An 18,751-nucleotide genomic window follows, 5' to 3' on the forward strand; every position below is an offset into this window, starting at 1 on the left:
AGAAGCGCTTGCCGGCCCGCCCAATGGCGGTACGATGAGCGCTGTTCGCCAAGCGGTGAGCAGGCCTAAGCACTCAGGAGGTTCCGTGGCCCGAATCAAAGCATCCCCTTCGTCCGAGCCGCAGGCGTCCGCCGATATCGACGCGCCCGGCGCGCAGGTGCTCGAACGCGGCCACCGGGTGCGCCTGGCGGATCAGGTCTATGGGCAGATCTTTGAACAGATCGTGTCTGGCGGCTTGAATGTGGGCGACAAGCTGCCGTCCGAGAACGAGATTTCCGAACGCTTTGGCGTGTCGCGTCCGGTCGTGCGCGAGGCGCTGTTGCGCTTGCGGGCGGACGGCCTGATTACCGCGCATCAGGGGTTGGGCACCTTTGTCAGCCACCAGCCCGCGCCCCGGCTGAAGACCTTTAACGACGTGCAGAACGTCAGTGCCTATCTGCGTGCACAAGAGGTTCGCGTCGCGCTGGAGGGCGATGCCGCGCGTCTGGCCGCGTTGCGGCGCACGGACGAACAGCTCAAGAAAATCGCCGACGCCCACGCGGCATTTGCAGACGGTTTGGCGCGTGGCGAAGTCTCGCCTGAAGCCGACCTGGCGTTTCACGCCAGCATCGCGGAAGCCAGCGGCAATGACTTCTATCTAGGCGTACTGGAAAGCATCCACGAATCCATCAACGGTTTTATGCGGCTCACGTTGAGCTTGACGCGTACCGGGTCCCGGCAGCGCGCGCAGCGCGTCGCGGACGAACACGCCACGATCCTGGACGCCATCCGCGAACAGGACAGTGAGCGCGCTCGCGTCGCCATGCAGTTTCATTTGGGGCAAGCCCGTCACCGGCTGGTGGACCGCGAACGTGACTGACACGCGCCGCCACGCCCGCTGTGATCAAACAATGATTTACGGAGACAACGAGTGCAAGGGAATGGATCAATAACGGCGAACGTGCCGGTGGAGCAGGTTCGCGAACAGATCTTGCAGGTGTTGCAAGCGTGGGGCATGGCAGAAGACCTGGCGCACACGACGGCAGGGCTGATGGCGCAGACGGATTTGCTGGGTATCGATTCGCACGGCATATCGATGCTGCCGTCTTACGAAGAAAAATTGCGCGCGGGTTCCTTGCGCTTGGATGCGCGAGCGCGCATCGTGCGAGATGGCGGCGCCAGCGCGTTGATCGATGGCATGGGCGGCCTGGGTTACCCGGTAGCCTCGCAGGCCATGCATCTGGCGGTAGATAAAGCGTTGGAACATGGCGTGGGGGCCGTGTCAGTCTGCAATTCGCATCACTTCGGCGCGGCTGGCGTGTATGCGCGCATTGCCGTCGAACGTGGCGTGGTCGGTCTGGTGACCAGCAGCGCCAACGGCATCATCATGGTGCCGACGCGGGGCGCGATGCCCATGTTGGGCACCAATCCCATCGCCTTCGGCGCGCCTGCGGCCCACAACGAACCCTTCGTACTGGACATGGCGACGACAACCGTCGCCGCCAACAAGGTCAAAGTCTATGACTTCCTGGACAAGCCTTTGCCCCCGGGCTGGGCGGTCGACGGGCAGGGCGCTGCGGTGACCGATGCGCACGCCGCCATGCAGTACATCTTCACGCATCCCGAAGGCGGCCTGACGCCGTTGGGCGGCACCTCTGCCATGAGCAGCCACAAGGGTTATGGCCTGGCCATGATGGCGCAAGTGTTGGGCGGCACGTTGAGCGGCAGCGCGTTTGCCGCGCGCCGCAAGGCGACTCGCCGTCCCGGCGAACCCGACGATGTCGGGCATTTTTTCCTGGCGCTCAATCCCGATGCGTTCCGTGCAGCGGGTTCGTTTGAATCCGACATGGACGACATGATCGACGCGATGCACGATACGCTGCCCGCCAACCCGGATGAACCGGTGCTGGTGGCGGGCGAACCCGAAGCCGCCGAGCGCGCGCGCCGGCTACAGCAGGGCATTCCGATTTCAAACGCCTTGGCGCAGCGCTTGCGTGACATCTGCCAGCGCGCCGGCACCCCATATTTGCTGGACGATATGTGAATTTGCAGGTTTTGCAGTACGGCGCTACGCCACAACAACAGACCCGGCTACCGGGCTGATACTTATAAAAACCATGAGGAGACAAACCATGCATCAGAACAAATATCCCGCGCGCAGACGTCTGGCCGTCTTGGCCGTGGCGGCGATGGGGGCCGCGGCCTTGCTGCCGGGCGCGTTGATGGCGCAAACGGGCGCATGGCCCGCCAAGCCCGTGAAGCTGGTTGTGCCGTTCCCGGCTGGCGGCAGTACGGATTCCGTTGGTCGCTTGCTGGCGGCTGAGTTGTCCAAGGAATTGGGCCAGAGCGTCATTGTTGAAAACAAGGGCGGCGCGAACGGCAACATTGGCTCAGATGTTGTGGCCAAGGCCGAGCCCGACGGTTATACCTTGCTGCTGTCGGGCGTGGGTTCCAACGCCATCAGCTATGCCGTCTATCAAAACATGCCGTATCGCAATAGCGACTTCGCGCATATCTCGCTGTTGGCCACCGGCCCTAATGTGCTGGTCGCCAACATGGAGTTTCCCGGCAAGACCTTTGCCGATTTCATCAAGCTGACGCGAGAAAACCCAGGCAAGTACACGCATGCCAGCTCGGGCAGCGGCTCGTCGGGCCATCTGGCCATGGAGATGCTCAAGCAAGATGCCAAGATCGATCTGGTGCACGTGCCGTACAAAGGCGGCGCGGCGGCCATTACCGACATGATCGGCGGGCGGGTGTCTGTGATGTTCCTGAACCAAGACACGCTGCTGCCGCAAGTCACCTCGGGCAAATTGCGCGCTCTGGCCGTAGCCAGCGCCAAGCGCAATCCCGCCTACCCCGACACGCCGACAGTGGCGGAATCCGGCTATCCGGGCTTCTCCGCCGAATCGTGGTTCGGCCTGTCCGCGCCCGCCAAGACGCCGCCCGCCGTGATCCAGCGCTTGAATCAGGCCACGGTAAAGGCGCTGGCGTCGCCCGATATCCGCCAGAAGCTGGAAAGCGTGGGTTTCGTGGTGGTGGGCGATGATCCGAAGTCGTTCTCGGCTTTTGTCGATAACGAAATCACCAAGTGGGGCAAGGCCGCCAAGGCCTCCGGCGCTCGCATGGACTAAGGGCCCCTGAAGCCCGGCGCTGTACGGCCGGGCTTTGGCCCGGCAATATTTCAGTTTTCCTGTTTCCGTATTCAACGACGAAGGCCGCAATGAACTCACCCTTACCCAATCGTTTCCGGCAACGCATCCTGGCCCGTGAACGGCTCATCGGATTCTGGATGTGTATGTCCAGCCACATCACGGCCGAGCTGGTGGGGCTTGCGGACTTTGATTGGCTGCTGCTGGATGGCGAGCATTCACCCAATGAAGTGCCGATGTTTCTGCAGCAGCTTCAAGCCTTGCAAGGCAGCGGCAGCGCGGCCGTGGGGCGTCCGTCCTGGAATGATCCGGTGCAGATCAAGCGCCTGTTGGATATCGGTTTCTACAACCTGTTGATTCCGTTCATTGAGTCCGAGGCCGACGCGCGACTGGCCGTTGCTGCCACGCGTTATCCGCCCGAAGGCATCCGCGGGGTCGCGGGTGCGCAACGCAGCAATCGCTACGGCACGGTGCCGGATTACCTGCAAACCATCAACGACAACATCTGCGTGCTGGTGCAGATTGAAAGCCGCCCGGGCATAGAAGCCGTGGACGAGATCGCTGCGGTGGAAGGTGTGGATGGCGTATTCATCGGGCCGTCGGACCTGGCGGCTGCATTGGGCCATCTCGGCAATCCGGGCCATCCTGAAGTTCAGGAAACCATACGCTATCTGCATCAGCGCGTGACGGCGGCGGGTAAGGCCGTGGGTATTCTGGCGCCCGTGCAAGCGGATGCGCGCCGCTATCTGGACATGGGTATGCACTTTGTGGCCGTGGGTACGGATCTGGGTGTGTTCAAGCAGGCAACTTTTGCGCTGCGAGACGCCTTCCCCACGTAAAACCTTACGCATCAAAATAGCCCGGGGCCTGAATGAACTGGCCCCGGGCTTTTTTTACTCTTCCAGTGCGAGCAGTTCCGCGATGGTCTGGCGGCGGCGGATCAAGCGCGCTTCGCCCTGGTCCAGCAGCACTTCAGGCGCCAGCGGCCGGCTGTTGTAGTTCGAAGACATCGACGAGCCATATGCGCCCGCGTTGTGAAAGACCATGAAGTCGCCAATGCGCGGCTGCGGCAGCAACTGGTCGGACATGACGCCGCCTTCGTTCTGCGTGAACACGTCGCCGGATTCGCACAGCGGCCCCGCGACCGCGATGCGCGTTTCGGCCACGCCCTGGGGCTGTCCGCCGTCCGGGGCATGCACGGTGATCTGGTGGTAGCTGCCATACATCGCCGGGCGCATCAGGTCATTGAAACCAGCGTCCACCAGTGCAAAGTCGCGCTCCGGGCGGCGGTTGATCGAATGCACTTCCGAAACCAGCACGCCGGCCTCGGCGACCAGGAAGCGGCCCGGTTCAATTTCCAGGCGGATGTCATGGCCCAGAAACCCGGCGATACGCTTGCGGGCGGCATCCCATTGTTCAAAGTAGTGATCGCAATCAATGCGAGGTTCGCCATCGCGATACGGGATGGACAGGCCGCCACCCGCCGAAATGGCTTCAATGTCGTGGTCCAGCGAACGGACCACATCGACCATTGCGTCGCACACGCTGGACAGGTGGCCGTAGTCGACGCCCGAGCCGATGTGCATGTGCACGCCAACCAGCTTCAGGCCGTGACGGCGCACGATCGACACGGCTTCGGCCACATCGTCGATCCAGATGCCGTGCTTGCTTTGCGGTCCGCCGGTATTGGTCTTGTTGCTGTGGCCGTGGCCAAAGCCCGGATTGATGCGCAACCAGACGCGATGGCCCGGCGATGCCTGGCCGACGCGAGTCAGCATATCCAGGGAACCGGCGTTGATGGTGATGCCGTGCTTGAGCGCGGTGGCCAGTGTGGCGTGGTCAATCAGGTCGGCCGTGAAGACGATGCCTTCCGGCTCGCCCTTGGGCTGGAAACCCGCAGCCAGGCTGCGTTCGATCTCGCCCAGCGATACCGCATCCACCACTGCGCCTTCCGCGCGCATCAGGCGCAGGATGTGCACATTCGAGCAAGCCTTTTGGGCGAAACGGATCGTGTCGAAGCGGCGCAGTTGAGCAATGCGCTCGCGGATGACGGCGGCGTCGTAGACCCACAGCGGCGTGCCGTGCTGGGTGGCGAGTTGGGTAAGTTGGCGCGGATCGAATGCCATGACGGGCGAAACCTTATCGGGAATGGGAACCAAGGCGGCATGATGCCCGCTTCATGTCATCCAGTAAAATGCTTTGATTTTGTAGATCCATTCATTTTGGATATGGGGTGGGGCATGCTGACGCATCGGCACATTGAAGTCTTTCGCGCGGTGATGGTTGCAGGCAGCGTGACTCGCGCGGCCGATCTGTTAAACACGTCCCAACCGACCGTCAGCCGGGAGTTGGCCCGGATGGAGCACAGTATCGGCTTTGCGCTGTTTGAGCGCGTACACGGCCGTCTGCGGCCCACCATGCCGGCTCTGGCGCTGTACGACGAGGTCCGCCAGTCCTATGCCGGTTTGGAGCGGGTCGTGTCTGCTGCGGCGCGTCTGCGGTCGTTTCGTGGCGGCCAGTTGTCGGTGATCGCGTTGCCCGCATTTTCCCATTCGATCTTGCCCGATGCGTTCCGGCGCTTTCATGGCCAACATCCCGGCGTCAGCCTGTCGGTGGAAACGCAGGAATCTCCCTTTCTGGAAGAGTGGCTGACCGCCCAGCGCTACGACCTGGGACTGACCGAGCACGATGCCACGCCAGCGGGAACACGTATGCAGCTGCTGTTGCAGGTCGATGAGGTATGCGTGTTGCCTGACGGACATCCGTTGCTCGCGCGAGCGGAAATCGACTTGGCTGATTTTGAGGGGCAGGCGTTTGTCAGCCTGTCATCCAGTGATCCGTACCGGATTCAGATTGACGAGGCGTTCGCGCAGGAAGGCGTCTTGCGGCGGTCCATCGTCGAAACGCCCACCGCGGTGTCGGTCTGCACCTTTGTACGCCAAGGATTGGGCCTGGCGATCGTAAATCCCCTGACAGCGCTGGATTTCGCGGGCAGGGGCCTGCATATCCGTCCGTTGAAGCGGTCGTTACCCTTCCGCGTCAATGTGGTTGTGCCGGAGCATCGGCCGTCCAATCCGCTGGTGGAAGCGTTTATGGCGTCGTTAGCCGCAGCGGCAGAGAGCATTAAGGCCCAACTGGCTGGCAGCGTAGGGAACGCGCGCAGTAGCTGACGGATATCCTGGCTTGCCTGGATCGTCTCCAGACGACAAAAAAGGATGCCCAAGGGCATCCTTCTTCATTTGCCGTATTCATGACGCCCCAAAAAAAACGGGGCGGCAGAATCTTAGGCCAGCGCCTTGATAGCGGCAGCCAGGCGGCTCTTGTGGCGAGCGGCCTTGTTCTTGTGGATGATGTTCTTATCAGCCACGCGATCGATCACGCTGGATGCCTTCTGGAACACGTCGCCAGCCGCAGCCTTGTCGCCAGCGGCGATGGATTGGCGAACGCGCTTGATGGCGGTGCGCAGCATCGAGCGCAGGCTGGAATTGTGCTTGTTGCGCTCAACGGATTGGCGAGCGCGCTTGCGGGCTTGGGCGGTATTGGCCATGTTGCTATATAAGTTGAATTCGGCAAAGTCGAACATTGTAGCAAGTCCCTGCGGGATTGCAAGCTTTTAATGTCAGATCAACCGATGGAGCGCCCGTCAACCGGGCGGGGGGCGCTGGGGCGAAAAGTTCCTGGGCTTGAGCACCCGTAGCTGGAGACTTTTAATAATCGTCCAAGCGGTGGGTCCTCGTGTATAGCCTTCGAGGGAAACCCGCGGCGCCTACTGGATAAAAACAAGGTACTGAGTATACAACGAAGCGGGCTTACAGGGACAGCCCCTGTCACACCGTTGTCAGGTGGCGACGTTAATCGACACAAACCAAGGGGTAAATCGACGTACGTGGATGGGCATCATGTCTTGCAAAGTGTCTAGCGCCGCGTTGGTATCGTCCAGCGGGAAATGCCCGGAAACGGGCAAGCCGCCTGCTGCCATCGAAACGCGCAACGTTCCGCTGCGGTATGGGCGCAGAGCCGCGACAACTTCTGCCAGCGGGCGGCCCCGGGCATCGACCCAGCCGGATTCCCAGGCTGCTTCGGCCACCAGTTCGGCACGCGGCGTATCCATGCGGGACACGTCAAAACGAGCGCCTGTGCCCGCGCGGATGGTGCCGTGCGCGCCAGACATGGTTTCAACCTCGACCTCGTGTTCGTGCACCACGACCACAGTGCGTTGCGCCTGTTGGCGCACCATGTACCGGGTACCCAGCGCGCGAACGGTGCCTTGGGCGGTTTGCACCAGGAACGGGCGGCGTGCGTCGGGGGCAACCGAGACGGTCACGGCTCCATCCAGCAGGCGGACCTGGCGGTAGGCGGCCGTGAAGTCCAGGTTGACCCGGCTGCGGGCGTCCAGCAGCAATTGGCTGCCGTCGGACAGCACATACCGCCTGCGTTCGCCGGTAGCGGTAGCCGCGTCGGCGGCCACGTTATTCAGCGGGTAGAAGGCGTTGCCGACATAGGCGGCGCATGCACTCGTACCGACGAGCGCCAGCGAACCGGCCAAAAAGCGGCGGCGGGGGGGAATGATTCCGGGGGGCGGCGGGATCAGCGAATCTGCGGGCGAGGCTCCGGTGGCATACCCCGCGGGGTATGCGTCACCAAGCCGGCCAAACGTGGAACCTGCCAATGTGCCTGTCAATTGTTGCCAGGCATCCTCGTGAACAGGGTCGGCCGCTCGCCACGCCAGGAAGTCGTTGTAGTCCTGCGCTGTCGCTTTACCTGAGCGCAGCAGTAGCAACCAATTGATCACCTGGTCCGCCATGGGTTGTCCTTGGGCGTACTTCACTTCATCTCCCCGCACGCATAGCTGGCGGGGGTCCTCTCGATAGCAATTTGTAAATAATAAAGGTTTTTTACTAAAGATTACGGGCGTCTTGGCAATTCTTGACGAATCTAATGCAAAAAGCCGGCAGAAAGCCGGCTTTTTGATGGGTTTGTCCCCCTGACGGAGGAAATTAGCGCTTTGGGCGACGTCCAAAGTCTTTAAGGCGGAAGCCAAATAGTAACAACATTCCGAAGTAGACCACGCCGCTTGCAGCCAATACGCCGCTCAACATGGCCGCCCGCAGCCCGGAATGCCCCTGCATGCCCAGCCAGTCAATTTTGCCGTCGGCATACCAGAGCAGGGCAGCCATTGCCGCCAGCGCGGGCAGCAAGCGCAACGCAAATATCGCCCATCCCGGCCCTGGCTGATAGACGCCGCTGCGGCGTAGCCCGATCAGCAGCGCCAGGGCATTCAAGCACGCGCCCAAGCCGATTGCCAGCGCGAGTCCAGCGTGCGCCATAAGGGGCACCAGCACGATGTTCATCAATTGGGTCAGGATCAGGACGCCGATGGCAATCTTGACGGGGGTGCGGATGTCTTGCTTGGCATAGAAGCCGGGGGCCAGGATCTTTACGGCCAGCAGTCCGATCAGGCCGGCCGAATACGAAATGACGGCCAGGCGGGTTTGCAGCACATCTTGCGCGCCGAAAGCGCCGTAGTGGAACAGCGTAGCGACCAACCCGTCGGACAGCAGTGCCATGCCCACGGCGGCGGGCAAACCCAGCAACAGTACCAAGCGCAAGCCCCAGTCCAGCAAATCGCTGTAACCGCCATGATCGTCGCGGGCATGGGCGGCCGACAGGCTGGGCAGCAGTACCGTCCCCAGCGCAACGCCCAGCAGCGCAGTGGGGAATTCCATCAGGCGATCAGCGAACGACAGCCAGGTCACGCTGCCCGGCGTCAGCCAGGTGGCAATGTTGGTGTTGATCAGCAAGGAGATCTGGGCCACGGAAACGCCCAGCGTCGCGGGCGCCATTTGTTTAAGAATGCGCTGCACCGTGGGGTCGGTCCAGGCTTCGCGGAAACGGAACGAAAATCGCGGCGTGAGTCCCAGGCGCGACAAGGCTATCCATTGCACCGCCAGTTGTGCCACGCCGCCGATCATCACGCCGATGGCCAGCGCATAGACGGGGATGTCCATGCGTGGAGCGAGCCAGATGCACGCGCCAATCATCGACAGGTTCAACAGTACGGGCGTGAAAGCTGGCACGGCAAAACGGCGCCAGGTGTTCAGCACGCCCGAGGCGAAGGCGATCAGCGACATGCAGAAGATGTAGGGGAACATCATCCGCGTCATCCAGACGGCGGCGCCGAATTCTGTGTCGCGCGCTGCGCCGCGCAGGCCGGTGGCCATGGCAGACACCACCCAGGGGGCTGCGGCAATGCCGATCAGCGTGATCAGCATCAGCGCGGCTGTCAGCAGCAAGGCGACCCGGTCCAGCAGCGTGCGGACCTCTTCCTCGGAGCGGTTGTTGCGCGCGGAGCCCAGAATCGGCACGAAGGCTTGTGCGAATGCCCCTTCGGCAAAGAGGCGTCTTAGTAGATTGGGAATGCGGAACGCGACCCAGAAGGCGTCGGTGATAGGGCCGGCGCCAAAGGCGCGCGCGACCAGGATGTCGCGGATCAGGCCGGAAATGCGGGACAGCATGGTAAAGCTGCTGACCGTGGCCGCCGAACGAAACAGGCTCATGGATTGGGTACTGAAAAAAGTGCGGGCCGGCCCGATGCGACTGCGTGGAACTGGATGCTATCAACAAAAAAAGGCAAGCCCGCTTTGCGAGCCTGCCTTTGTACTACATCACTTAGGCGGCATGCGGATGGCGCCGTCCAAGCGAATGGTCTCGCCATTGAGCATATCGTTCGTGATGATGCTGTGAACCAGCTTGGCGTAGTCTTCCGGGCGGCCCAGGCGGGCGGGGAAGGGGATGCTGGCAGCCAGCGAGTCCTGAACTTCCTGGGGCATGCCGAAGATCATCGGCGTGCCAAAAATGCCCGGGGCGATGGTCATGCAGCGGATGCCGGTCTTGGACAGATCGCGCGCGATCGGCAGGGTCATGCCGGCAACGCCAGCCTTGGACGCCGCATAGGCTGCCTGACCAATCTGGCCGTCAAAGGCCGCAACCGATGCCGTATTGATCATCACGCCGCGCTCGCCGGTGGGCTCGGGCGTGTTGGCGCTCATGGCTTCGGCGGCCAGACGCATCATGTTGAAGCTGCCGATCAGGTTGATCGACACGACCTTCTGGAACAGTTCCAGCGAGTGCGCGCCATTCTTGCCGACTATCTTGGCGGCAGGAGCCACGCCCGCGCAGTTGATCAAGCCAAACAGCGTGCCGAGTTCAGCGGCAGCGGCAACGGCGCTCTTGCCGTCGGCTTCCTGCGTGACATCGCAATGGACGTAGCGCTGGCCGAGTTCCTTGGCCAGGGCCTGGCCGGGTTCGTCCTGCACGTCGGCGATGACGACCTTTGCGCCGTTGTCCACCAGCATGCGCACGGTGCCTGCACCCAGGCCCGACGCGCCGCCCGTAACGATGAATACCTTGTTCGCGATTTCCATGTCTCTACCACCAGATCAATTCAAAGGAATGAAAGCGGCGCGACGGGCGCCGAATGTGACAAGGCCTTCGGGCCAAGAGCAGGACGCGTTGCGTCCGGCTGGCGCCGAAGGCCTTTGAGCCATCAACGCGCCAATCAGCTGTTGACGGCCTCGAACAGACGCGACTTGATTTCGTCGACGGCGCCCACGCCCGAGATCTTGCGGTATTTCGGGGCGGCAGCGGCGTTTTGCTGTGCCCAGGTCGAGTAGTAGTCGACCAGGGGGCGGGTTTGTTCGCGATACACGGACAAACGATGACGGACGGTTTCCTCGCGGTCGTCGTCGCGCTGGACCAGGTCTTCGCCGGTGACGTCATCCTTGCCTTCAACCTTGGGCGGGTTGAAGCGCACGTGGTAGCTGCGGCCGCTGGGCTGGTGCACGCGGCGCCCGCTCATGCGTTCAATGATGTCTTCTTCGGGAACTTCAATTTCCACCACGTAGTCCAGCTTGACGCCTGCGCTTTTGAGCGCATCGGCTTGCGGAATGGTGCGGGGGAAACCGTCGAACAGGTAGCCGTTTGCGCAATCGGGCTGCGTCAAGCGGTCTTGAACCAGGCCGATGATGATCTCGTCGGAAACCAGACCGCCGGCATCCATGACCTTCTTGGCTTCAATACCCAAGGGCGTGCCCGCCTTCACGGCGGCTCGCAGCATGTCGCCGGTGGAGATCTGGGGAATGCCGAAGTGTTGGGTGAGAAACGCGGCCTGGGTGCCTTTGCCGGCGCCGGGGGGTCCGAGCAAGATAAGACGCATGAGTGCTCCTGATGGGGTTTATTTTTTGTGATCCGGGGAATTATGCCGCAACGCAGCAGCCAATGCGGCGCTGCGCCATGGGAAATAACCCTTATATCTGTTTGCTGTAAATCAACCGGACGCGTTCCAGATCCGCCGGGGTATCTACCCCTGCCGCAGGAGGGCTGGACGCCCGGTGGACGACGATGACGTGGCCGTGTTCCATGGCGCGCAGTTGTTCCAGCGACTCGAACCGTTCCAGCACACCTTGCGGCAGGGTCGGGTATCGGCGCAGGAACGACACGCGGTAAGCATACAGGCCAATGTGGTGCCAGGCGGGCAGGCCGTCGGCCAACACCCGTTCGCCCGCGGCCAGCGCGTCGCGCGCCCAGGGAATGGGGGCGCGCGAAAAGTACAACGCGCGGTCGTCCGCGGCGCACACGAGCTTCACCACATTGGGGTTGAACAGCGCGTCGGCATCCGCCAGCGGACAGGCGCAGGTGGCGATATCGGCGTCGGGGCGAGCTTGCAGCTTGGCCGCGACCGCGTCGATGAGTTCCGGTTCGATCAAGGGCTCATCGCCCTGGACGTTCACGACGATGGCATCGTCTGGCAAACCCAACTGATCGACCGCTTCCGCCAGCCGGTCGGTGCCGGTTGGGTGATCCCCGCGCGTCATCAGCGCAGTCAAACCATGCGCTTGCACGGCCTGCTGGACTCGGACGTCATCGGTGGCGATGTAGACCTTGGACGCGCCGGACAGGGCGGCGCGGTCAGCCGTACGCACGACCATGGGCTTGCCGGCGATGTCGGCAAGCGGTTTGTCGGGCAGGCGGGTCGAGGCGGTGCGCGCCGGAATCAGGGCGATGAAGCTCACGATGTGGCGGGTCAGTTGGAGGCGGCGGCTTCGTCTAGCGCGCGGGCTTCCGATTCCAGCATGATGGGAATGCCGTCACGCAGCGGGAAGGCCAAGCGGTCGGCGCGGCAAACCAGTTCGGCTTGCTGCCGGTCATGTTCGAGGCGGCCCTTGCACAAGGGGCAGACGAGGATGTCGAGAAGTCGGGATTCCATGACCTGGATTCTAAAACAGTTTAGGGGGTGTCATAACCGGGCTTACGCAGGAGAGTGCTGCTTTGAACACCGTGGATCGCTGAGGTTGAACTAAATTGTCGATTATTGTTGTAATTTGAATCATGTGTTCCAAATGTTGGGATTTTGCGTCGCTATCATCGTCCGCGACTCTCACGACAGGAACGCGGACGCATGGACCTCAATTCGATCAAGATCCTCTTGTATGTTTTTGTTCTGATCTTTTCAGTCATCAGTTGGATTTCTTACATGGTGCGCCGCAGCGACAACAAGAGTGCGCTGCGCAGGCTTGAGCAGGACGGAAAGGCGCTGCGGACGATGACCGCCGAGGAACGTGCGTTGGTGCAGCCGTTTCTGTTTCTATCGTCCAATCCCAAGAAATCCGCGCAATTGATCAATGACGGCGTGTTTGCGCTGACCGGCGCCTTCGTGCGCCACGGCTTGGAGAGCGGTAACGGCGGCGGCGCCATGCACGACACCCTTGGCGGCGTCGACGTGGTTCTGCCGTACGACGCTCGCGAGTATTTACGCGAGGACAACCAGGCCGAGGTGGTGATGACAGAGAAATTCGCCATCGTCGTGGCCTTGAATGGTGAATTCGATCTGGCTGGGGGCCGCGATCGCGATCAGCGCCGGAAGAAGCAAGATGTCCAATGGCACAGCGGCAAAGCCGGTTCCTTGCCCAACGTGGTCACCCCGCCGGCGGAACCCTCGGATCCGGCGCTTACCCTGCGGGACGAGCATGATGATCAAGAGCAGGACGAGGCGCCGCACGTGGAAATTCTGGGCCAGCGCGACGAAACGCCTGCGGAAATCGCCGACCGCCGCCGGCCTGGCATCGGGCTGGGGGTGTCGGTGCTGTGGTTGCTGGTGTTTGTTTTCCTGGGGCTAACTGCGCAAGCTGGAGGCGCGTGGGCTGGCGTATCGGCGCTGCTGCTTGTTGCGGCCGTATGGCGGACTTGGCGTCGTCCAGCGCCGGATGCGCCACAAAAGGTCAACCGGGCACGCGGCGAACTCACCGGTATCGAATTGGTCAATCCGGCCAACTCGTCGGTGGTGTCCACACATCTGTTTCTGGGCGACAAGCTGCCGTTGACCTTGCCTTCGCACTGGGGTGGCAGAAAGAACCTGCACGACGATGGCGAGATCGATGTGGACATGCGGGTTCAGGATTATTCCGTAGTGCGTCTGGGGCGAAATTGCTCGATTGATGAAGAGCAGCGCATGTTCCCCCGCGTCTTTTGGGGGCGTCATGTGACGCTGGCGCTGGTGGGCGTGCTCGCCGTTTTTTTCTTGTTTGTGCTGGCTGGCCATTTGATAAAGGGCGATGTGGCGATGACAAGCGCGTGGGTGAGCGGCAGCCCGCCACGAACCTACGATTCTTCCGCCGCGCTCGCGCAGGAACTTCCGCAGTTTGGGACGATGGTCTCGTTGCAAGGCCGCGCGCGCTGCGAGTTGCAGCCCAGCGACTATTCCAACCAGATTTGGTTTGATTGCAGCCGGTTGCGGTGGGGCGGGAATACGCCATCTACGGTGGCCCTGGACGTGGATGACGCAACCATGTCGCTTTACACAGGCAGATTTATCAGAACCAAGGCGAATCCGCTGGCGGATTTGATTATCAAGAACACGCTGTATCTTCAGAGCGGGAACAACCCGCTGGCGATGTACGGCGCCGACATGGCGTCGGCGGTCAGTGTGCTTGGCGTCACCAATATGGTGTTGAACATCGAGCGCACTTGCGCCTTGACGACCGGCCAAGACAACAGCCAAGAAAGCATTCAGGCATATGCCGATTGCGATGGTTTGAAGACGACGCTGGCCAAGAACCTGATGCTGGCCAAAGACGAGGCGGACGGCTGGCTGGAACTCCTCAAGCTGGCGCAAAACGGTGTGTTGACGGCCAAGGGTGCGAAAGACGAGGGCATTATGGTGTCACGCTACGTCAGCAGTGCGCGCCGCTATGCTGAATCTGCGATGCAGCCGCGGATTCAGCATGCCGTGAACCAGGCGTCACAAAGCGCGATGAAATCCCAGCAGGGTGGAGTGCTGGTACAGGTGCTGCCCGGCCCTTATGCCTCGCTGCCGAGCCTGAAAACGGGCCTGAACTTGATGGACGCTTGGGGGCAGCGCCAGAAGATGCTGGCAGCCGACGGCGTCATGCCATTTCAGGTAAGCGGCCTGGTAGTGGGGGCGGGCGAAGATGGCTCCGGCGCGCCCGAAATTGTCGTCGACGCTACGCGCAGTCTGGACAACCCGTGGCCGTCCTTGGCGCGCATGGTGTGGTTGCTGCTGGCCGTGTTGCTGGTGCTGGTGCATACGACGCTGGCATTGATACGCACGACAGCCGCCTCTGCGCGTGAACGTAAGTTGTTGGAATACGGGCAGCGCCAAGGCGGGGTCAAGTCAGCGTTTTTCTAAGCTCACGCTATGCAAGCATCGACTGCGCGAATGCGCAACATGCAGCGAAGAGCGTCAACCGGTCTTTGTGCCGTGAACGGGCGCAGGCTGTCTTAAAGCCTGCGCCAGCCAATCAAAGAGCTCCGGGTCCGAAAACCCTGCCTGTACCGGCACTTCCCATAGACGCTTGTCGTTCAAGGACGCGCATTTGATCGCGTCCTTGGATGTGACAAGGATGGCGTCTGCCGTCAACGCTTGAAATGGCGAGTCGGCAAAATCATGGTGGTCCGGCAGGGGCAGGGTGGCGTCCAGCGTGATGCCAGCTGCGCGCAGTGTCGTGAAAAACCGCTCCGGGTTGCCGATGCCTGCCGCTGCGGCGATGCGCGATTGTTGGGCAAATGCGGCCAGGGGGCGGGTGGCGTGGCCCTCGATCTGCTTTGCGTCGCCGGGTTCGAGCCACATGCGCACCTGGCGCGGCCGGCCAGGTCCGGCGCTGCCGCCTTGCGCGGTGTCCGGCGTGCCGACATTGGTCACCACCGCATCCACTTCGTTCAAGCGGCTGGCCGGCTCGCGCAGCGGTCCGGCGGGCAGCAAACGCCCATTGCCGATGCCGCGGCTGTCCTGAACCACGATTTCGATATCGCGCGCCAACGCCAGATGTTGCAGTCCGTCGTCGGACACAATCACATCCACCTTGGGATAGGCCCTGAGCAGCGCCTGGGCGGCCTGGGCGCGTTTGGGGTGGATGCACACGGGTGCGCCGGTGGAACGGGCGATCAGCGCCGGCTCGTCGCCAAAGCGGGCGGCTTCCAGTGCGCCCAACCCTACGCGGGGATGTGGGCCGACTTTAACGCCGTAACCTCGGCTGACCACGCCTGGCGTGAAGCCGCGCGCGCGCAGGTTTTCGACCGTGGCAATCACCATCGGGGTTTTGCCGGTGCCGCCTACGTAGACGTTGCCGATCACCACAACCGGTACTGGCGCCCGATAAGCGGTCTTGGTGCCGTCCAGATAGTTTTGGCGTTTGCGCGCCACGGCCCAGGCCGTCAGCGCAGACAGCGGTAGCAGCAGCGTGGACAACCAGCCGCCGTCTTGCCACTGTCGAGCCAGCAGCGGAGTTGAAGCGCGTTGGGCGGTCACCGGTTGGTCTGGGCAGCGAAGTTGACACGGCCAATGCCGGCCAGCCGGGCGGCTTCCATGACGTTGATCACGGACTGATGGGTTGCCTGAGCGTCCGCGTTGATGATGACCAGCGGTTCGACCTTGCCCGCGGCGGCCTGGCGCAGCGCGTCGGCGATCTCGGGCGGCGTGGAAACGTCGATCAACGTGCCATTCAGCGCGTAGCGGCCATCCTGGCTGACGGCGACTTCCAGCGCGGGCGGGGTGTCCTGCTCGGACGATGCCTGCGGCAAGGTCACCTTCAGCTGCGTGAAACGCGCGAATGACGTGGTTGCCGCCAGAAAAATCAGGATGACCAGCAATACGTCGATGAGCGGAATCAGGTTGATGTCCAGCTCGTCACGATCACCCCGGGAGCCGCGGAAATTCATGAACGGCCCTCGCGCGGTGCGGCGGGGCTGGCGGATACAGCGCGAACCAGACGCGAGGCGGCCTGTTCCAGGGCGCTCAGGTAGCCGTCAACGCGGCTGCGCAGGTAGCGGTGGACGATCATGGCGGGAATGGCGATCAGAATGCCGAAACCGGTGTTGTACAGCGCCATTGAGATGCCGCGAGCCAGTTGCGCCGGATCACCGCCGCCGGGTGTGTATGAGCCAAAAATCTCGATCATGCCGACCACGGTGCCAAACAGGCCCATCAGAGGGGCCACGACGGCGATTGTGCCGATGGCGGGGATGTACCGGCTGAGGTCGTGTGCGACGGCGCGGCCGGTATCTTCGACCACGTTGCGCAATTCTTCGCGGGGTAGATGGCGGTTGCGCATGACTTCGGCCAACACCCGGCCCAGCGGCGAGTTTCGTTCCAAGCGGTTGATCGACTCGGGGGTGTCCTGGTGGTTACGCAGCATGTCGGCGACCTGATCGTTCAGGCCGCGCGGCAGGATCAAGCTGCGGCGCAGTGACAGGAAACGCTCAAAAATCAGCGCCAAACCCAGGATGGAAGTTGCCAGCAGAGGCCAAATAGGCCAGCCGGCCTCGCGCAAAATGGAAAGCAAGGCGTTTAACTCCCGGGGAGCCGGCGCGCGCGAAAGGGGCGCGCATCAGCGTCTGATCAAGCCGAAACTGTAACGGTGTGGAGGGGATGTGGCAAGGCGGGAGGACCCGGGAATTATCCACAGAACTTGTGGATAATTCTGTGCAAAACTTCCCGGGAACGCTTGTGGGCGCTGGACTTGCAGTTGTTTGCTTCAATTGAGAGCAGTGGCCCTTTTATAAAAAAACTATATAAATCATGTATTTGCACGGAATTTGCTTGCTATTGGGCCTGCCGCTGCAAAAATTTGTGGACGCGGTATCATTGCGGCCCGCTACGTATGCCCTGTGGACAGGTACGCATCGGAAAGCCCCATGACAATTGAACTTGCAGTCACAAACAACGCATTCGCGCGGGATATCCTGACAGTTGCCCAGCTAAACCAAGCTGTGGGGCAGTTGTTGGAGCGCAGCATCCCGGCGTTATGGGTGCGAGGAGAGATTTCGAACTTCACGCAGGCGGCATCCGGGCATTGGTACTTCACGCTCAAGGACAGCCGGGCCTCAGTGCGGGCAGTCATGTTCCGCAGCCGCGCCAGCGCAGTGGGTTTTGTCCCCAGGGCCGGCGACCAGGTTGAGATCCGGGCCAGGGTTTCCCTGTACGAGCCTCGGGGCGACTACCAGTTGCAGGCGGACGCCATGCGTCGCGCCGGGCTGGGTAATCTATATGAAGCCTTTTTGCGCCTGAAAGAACAATTGGCCTCTGAGGGCCTGTTCGATCCGGCGCGTAAGCGCGACCCTGTCAGCCTGCCGCGCGCGATCGGGGTGATCACCTCGTTACATGCCGCTGCGCTGCGGGACGTGTTGTCCGCATTGGCCCGCCGCGCTCCGCAGGTTCCGGTCATCATCTATCCGGCCCCGGTTCAAGGGGCAGATGCCGCCGGCCGCCTGGCCGCGCAAGTGCGGATCGCCAATGAGCGCGCCGAAGTCGATACCTTGTTGCTGGTGCGGGGCGGCGGCAGCATCGAAGACCTGTGGAGCTTTAACGATGAGGAGCTGGCGCGCCAAGTGGCTGCCAGCGAGATTCCCGTCATCAGCGGCGTGGGACACGAAACGGACTTCACGATTGTGGATTTTGTTTCCGATGTACGCGCGCCGACCCCCACGGCCGCGGCCGAACTGGCCTGCGTGCCGCGTTCCGAATTGCTGGGCCGCGTCATGCAAACCGCGCAGGCGATGGCGCGCGGGCAGCAGCGCCGTCTGGAGCGGGCAGCGCAGCGTCTGGACCGCGCCGCTGCGCAATTGGTGTCCCCGGCGCAACGCCTGGAACATCAGCGGGAACGATTGAACAGCCTGAAATTTCGTTTGGCTTCGGCCTGGAATGGTCCGCATGCGCGGCGCGCAGCACGCGTCAATCTCTTGACCCAGCGCCTGACCCATCGGGTGCCGGATACCGGCCGCGCGGCAGATCGGCTGGCGGGTGCCATGCGCCAGCTTGGCCAGTCTCATGCGCGCTTGCTGGTGCAGGGCCGCAACAGGCTGGCCGCAGCGACCGCGCAATTGCGGGCGCTGGACCCTGGCAATACGCTGTCACGCGGATACGCCATCGCTCGGGATGCTGACGGCCGAATCGTGCGCGATGCCGCCGGACTGGCGGCCGGGCAGACGCTGGACCTGAGCTTTGCGCAAGGCGGCGCTCAAGTCGATGTGCAGCAGATTCGCAAAACCCGCGACGCTGGCTGAAGCTCGGCGCATCCGTCCGGCAAGCGGCGCGGCAAGATCGGGAC

General features: G+C 62.4%; 18 protein-coding genes. 7 read left to right on the forward strand and 11 right to left on the reverse strand.

Going from position 1 to position 18,751, the window contains the following annotated elements:
* The first annotated feature begins 34 nt into the window (after positions 1–34).
* The 4 genes from RAS12_RS02655 to garL all read left to right on the forward strand — a co-directional run bounded on the left by RAS12_RS02655 (position 35) and on the right by garL (position 3,970).
* Positions 35–859, forward strand: coding sequence for a FadR/GntR family transcriptional regulator (locus RAS12_RS02655; protein WP_371321243.1), 825 nt, complete (start codon positions 35–37; stop codon positions 857–859).
* A 51-nt stretch (positions 860–910) separates the two neighbouring features.
* On the forward strand, positions 911–2,023 hold the full coding sequence (locus RAS12_RS02660; protein ID WP_306944953.1) for an Ldh family oxidoreductase: 1,113 nt from the start codon (positions 911–913) through the stop codon (positions 2,021–2,023).
* Positions 2,024–2,111: 88 nt separating this feature from the next.
* Positions 2,112–3,113, forward strand: a complete 1,002-nt coding sequence (locus tag RAS12_RS02665) for a Bug family tripartite tricarboxylate transporter substrate binding protein (RefSeq protein WP_306944954.1) — start codon at positions 2,112–2,114, stop codon at positions 3,111–3,113.
* 89 nt (positions 3,114–3,202) lie between these two features.
* Positions 3,203–3,970, forward strand: a complete 768-nt coding sequence (garL, locus tag RAS12_RS02670; protein ID WP_306944955.1) for a 2-dehydro-3-deoxyglucarate aldolase — start codon at positions 3,203–3,205, stop codon at positions 3,968–3,970.
* A gap of 54 nt (positions 3,971–4,024) precedes the next feature.
* Here garL and lysA read toward each other — a convergent pair whose 3' ends face one another.
* On the reverse strand, positions 4,025–5,257 hold the full coding sequence (lysA, locus tag RAS12_RS02675) for a diaminopimelate decarboxylase (protein ID WP_306944956.1): 1,233 nt from the start codon (positions 5,255–5,257) through the stop codon (positions 4,025–4,027).
* 114 nt (positions 5,258–5,371) lie between these two features.
* Between lysA and RAS12_RS02680 the strand changes: the two genes are divergently transcribed.
* The gene (locus RAS12_RS02680) at positions 5,372–6,301 is read left to right on the forward strand and encodes a LysR family transcriptional regulator (protein ID WP_306944957.1); all 930 of its coding nucleotides are present in this window, start codon (positions 5,372–5,374) and stop codon (positions 6,299–6,301) included.
* A 113-nt stretch (positions 6,302–6,414) separates the two neighbouring features.
* Here the strand turns inward: RAS12_RS02680 and rpsT are convergent, their stop codons facing one another.
* From rpsT to RAS12_RS02715, 7 genes are all read right to left on the reverse strand, one after another.
* Entirely contained in the window at positions 6,415–6,678 is a 264-nt protein-coding gene (rpsT, locus tag RAS12_RS02685) for a 30S ribosomal protein S20 (RefSeq protein WP_025135824.1), read from the reverse strand.
* A gap of 291 nt (positions 6,679–6,969) precedes the next feature.
* Positions 6,970–7,935, reverse strand: a complete 966-nt coding sequence (locus RAS12_RS02690) for a FecR domain-containing protein (RefSeq protein WP_306951277.1) — start codon at positions 7,933–7,935, stop codon at positions 6,970–6,972.
* Positions 7,936–8,128: 193 nt separating this feature from the next.
* A complete protein-coding gene (gene murJ, locus RAS12_RS02695) occupies positions 8,129–9,688 on the reverse strand; it encodes a murein biosynthesis integral membrane protein MurJ (protein WP_306944958.1) in 1,560 nt (519 codons plus the stop codon).
* A gap of 108 nt (positions 9,689–9,796) precedes the next feature.
* On the reverse strand, positions 9,797–10,555 hold the full coding sequence (locus RAS12_RS02700; RefSeq protein ID WP_306944959.1) for a 3-hydroxyacyl-CoA dehydrogenase: 759 nt from the start codon (positions 10,553–10,555) through the stop codon (positions 9,797–9,799).
* A 134-nt stretch (positions 10,556–10,689) separates the two neighbouring features.
* Positions 10,690–11,346, reverse strand: a complete 657-nt coding sequence (gene adk / locus RAS12_RS02705) for an adenylate kinase (RefSeq protein WP_306944960.1) — start codon at positions 11,344–11,346, stop codon at positions 10,690–10,692.
* 91 nt (positions 11,347–11,437) lie between these two features.
* Positions 11,438–12,202, reverse strand: a complete 765-nt coding sequence (kdsB, locus tag RAS12_RS02710) for a 3-deoxy-manno-octulosonate cytidylyltransferase (RefSeq protein ID WP_306944961.1) — start codon at positions 12,200–12,202, stop codon at positions 11,438–11,440.
* 11 nt (positions 12,203–12,213) lie between these two features.
* Positions 12,214–12,396 carry a Trm112 family protein gene (locus tag RAS12_RS02715; RefSeq protein WP_306944962.1) on the reverse strand — a complete coding sequence of 61 codons (183 nt, stop codon included), beginning with the start codon at positions 12,394–12,396 and terminating at the stop codon, positions 12,214–12,216.
* 192 nt (positions 12,397–12,588) lie between these two features.
* Between RAS12_RS02715 and RAS12_RS02720 the strand changes: the two genes are divergently transcribed.
* Positions 12,589–14,835: an IgaA/UmoB family intracellular growth attenuator gene (locus RAS12_RS02720; RefSeq protein WP_306944963.1), complete on the forward strand. Its 2,247-nt coding sequence runs from the start codon at positions 12,589–12,591 to the stop codon at positions 14,833–14,835.
* Between the two features lie 54 nt (positions 14,836–14,889).
* Here RAS12_RS02720 and lpxK read toward each other — a convergent pair whose 3' ends face one another.
* Genes lpxK through RAS12_RS02735 form a run of 3 tightly spaced genes read right to left on the reverse strand, consistent with a single transcriptional unit; the run spans position 14,890 to position 16,987 of the window.
* Positions 14,890–15,954 (reverse strand): tetraacyldisaccharide 4'-kinase, encoded by a 1,065-nt coding sequence (lpxK, locus tag RAS12_RS02725; protein ID WP_306944964.1) that lies wholly within the window; start codon positions 15,952–15,954, stop codon positions 14,890–14,892.
* A complete protein-coding gene (locus tag RAS12_RS02730; RefSeq protein ID WP_306944965.1) occupies positions 15,951–16,364 on the reverse strand; it encodes an ExbD/TolR family protein in 414 nt (137 codons plus the stop codon). The genes lpxK and RAS12_RS02730 overlap by 4 nt, the downstream gene beginning before the upstream one ends.
* Positions 16,361–16,987, reverse strand: coding sequence for a MotA/TolQ/ExbB proton channel family protein (locus RAS12_RS02735; protein ID WP_306944966.1), 627 nt, complete (start codon positions 16,985–16,987; stop codon positions 16,361–16,363). The genes RAS12_RS02730 and RAS12_RS02735 overlap by 4 nt, the downstream gene beginning before the upstream one ends.
* 352 nt (positions 16,988–17,339) lie before the next feature.
* On the opposite strand from RAS12_RS02735, the gene xseA reads away from it, so the two are divergent.
* On the forward strand, positions 17,340–18,707 hold the full coding sequence (xseA, locus tag RAS12_RS02740) for an exodeoxyribonuclease VII large subunit (RefSeq protein WP_306944967.1): 1,368 nt from the start codon (positions 17,340–17,342) through the stop codon (positions 18,705–18,707).
* Positions 18,708–18,751: the final 44 nt, after the last annotated feature.

Source organism: Achromobacter seleniivolatilans (assembly GCF_030864005.1).
Classification (GTDB): domain Bacteria; phylum Pseudomonadota; class Gammaproteobacteria; order Burkholderiales; family Burkholderiaceae_B; genus Achromobacter; species Achromobacter seleniivolatilans.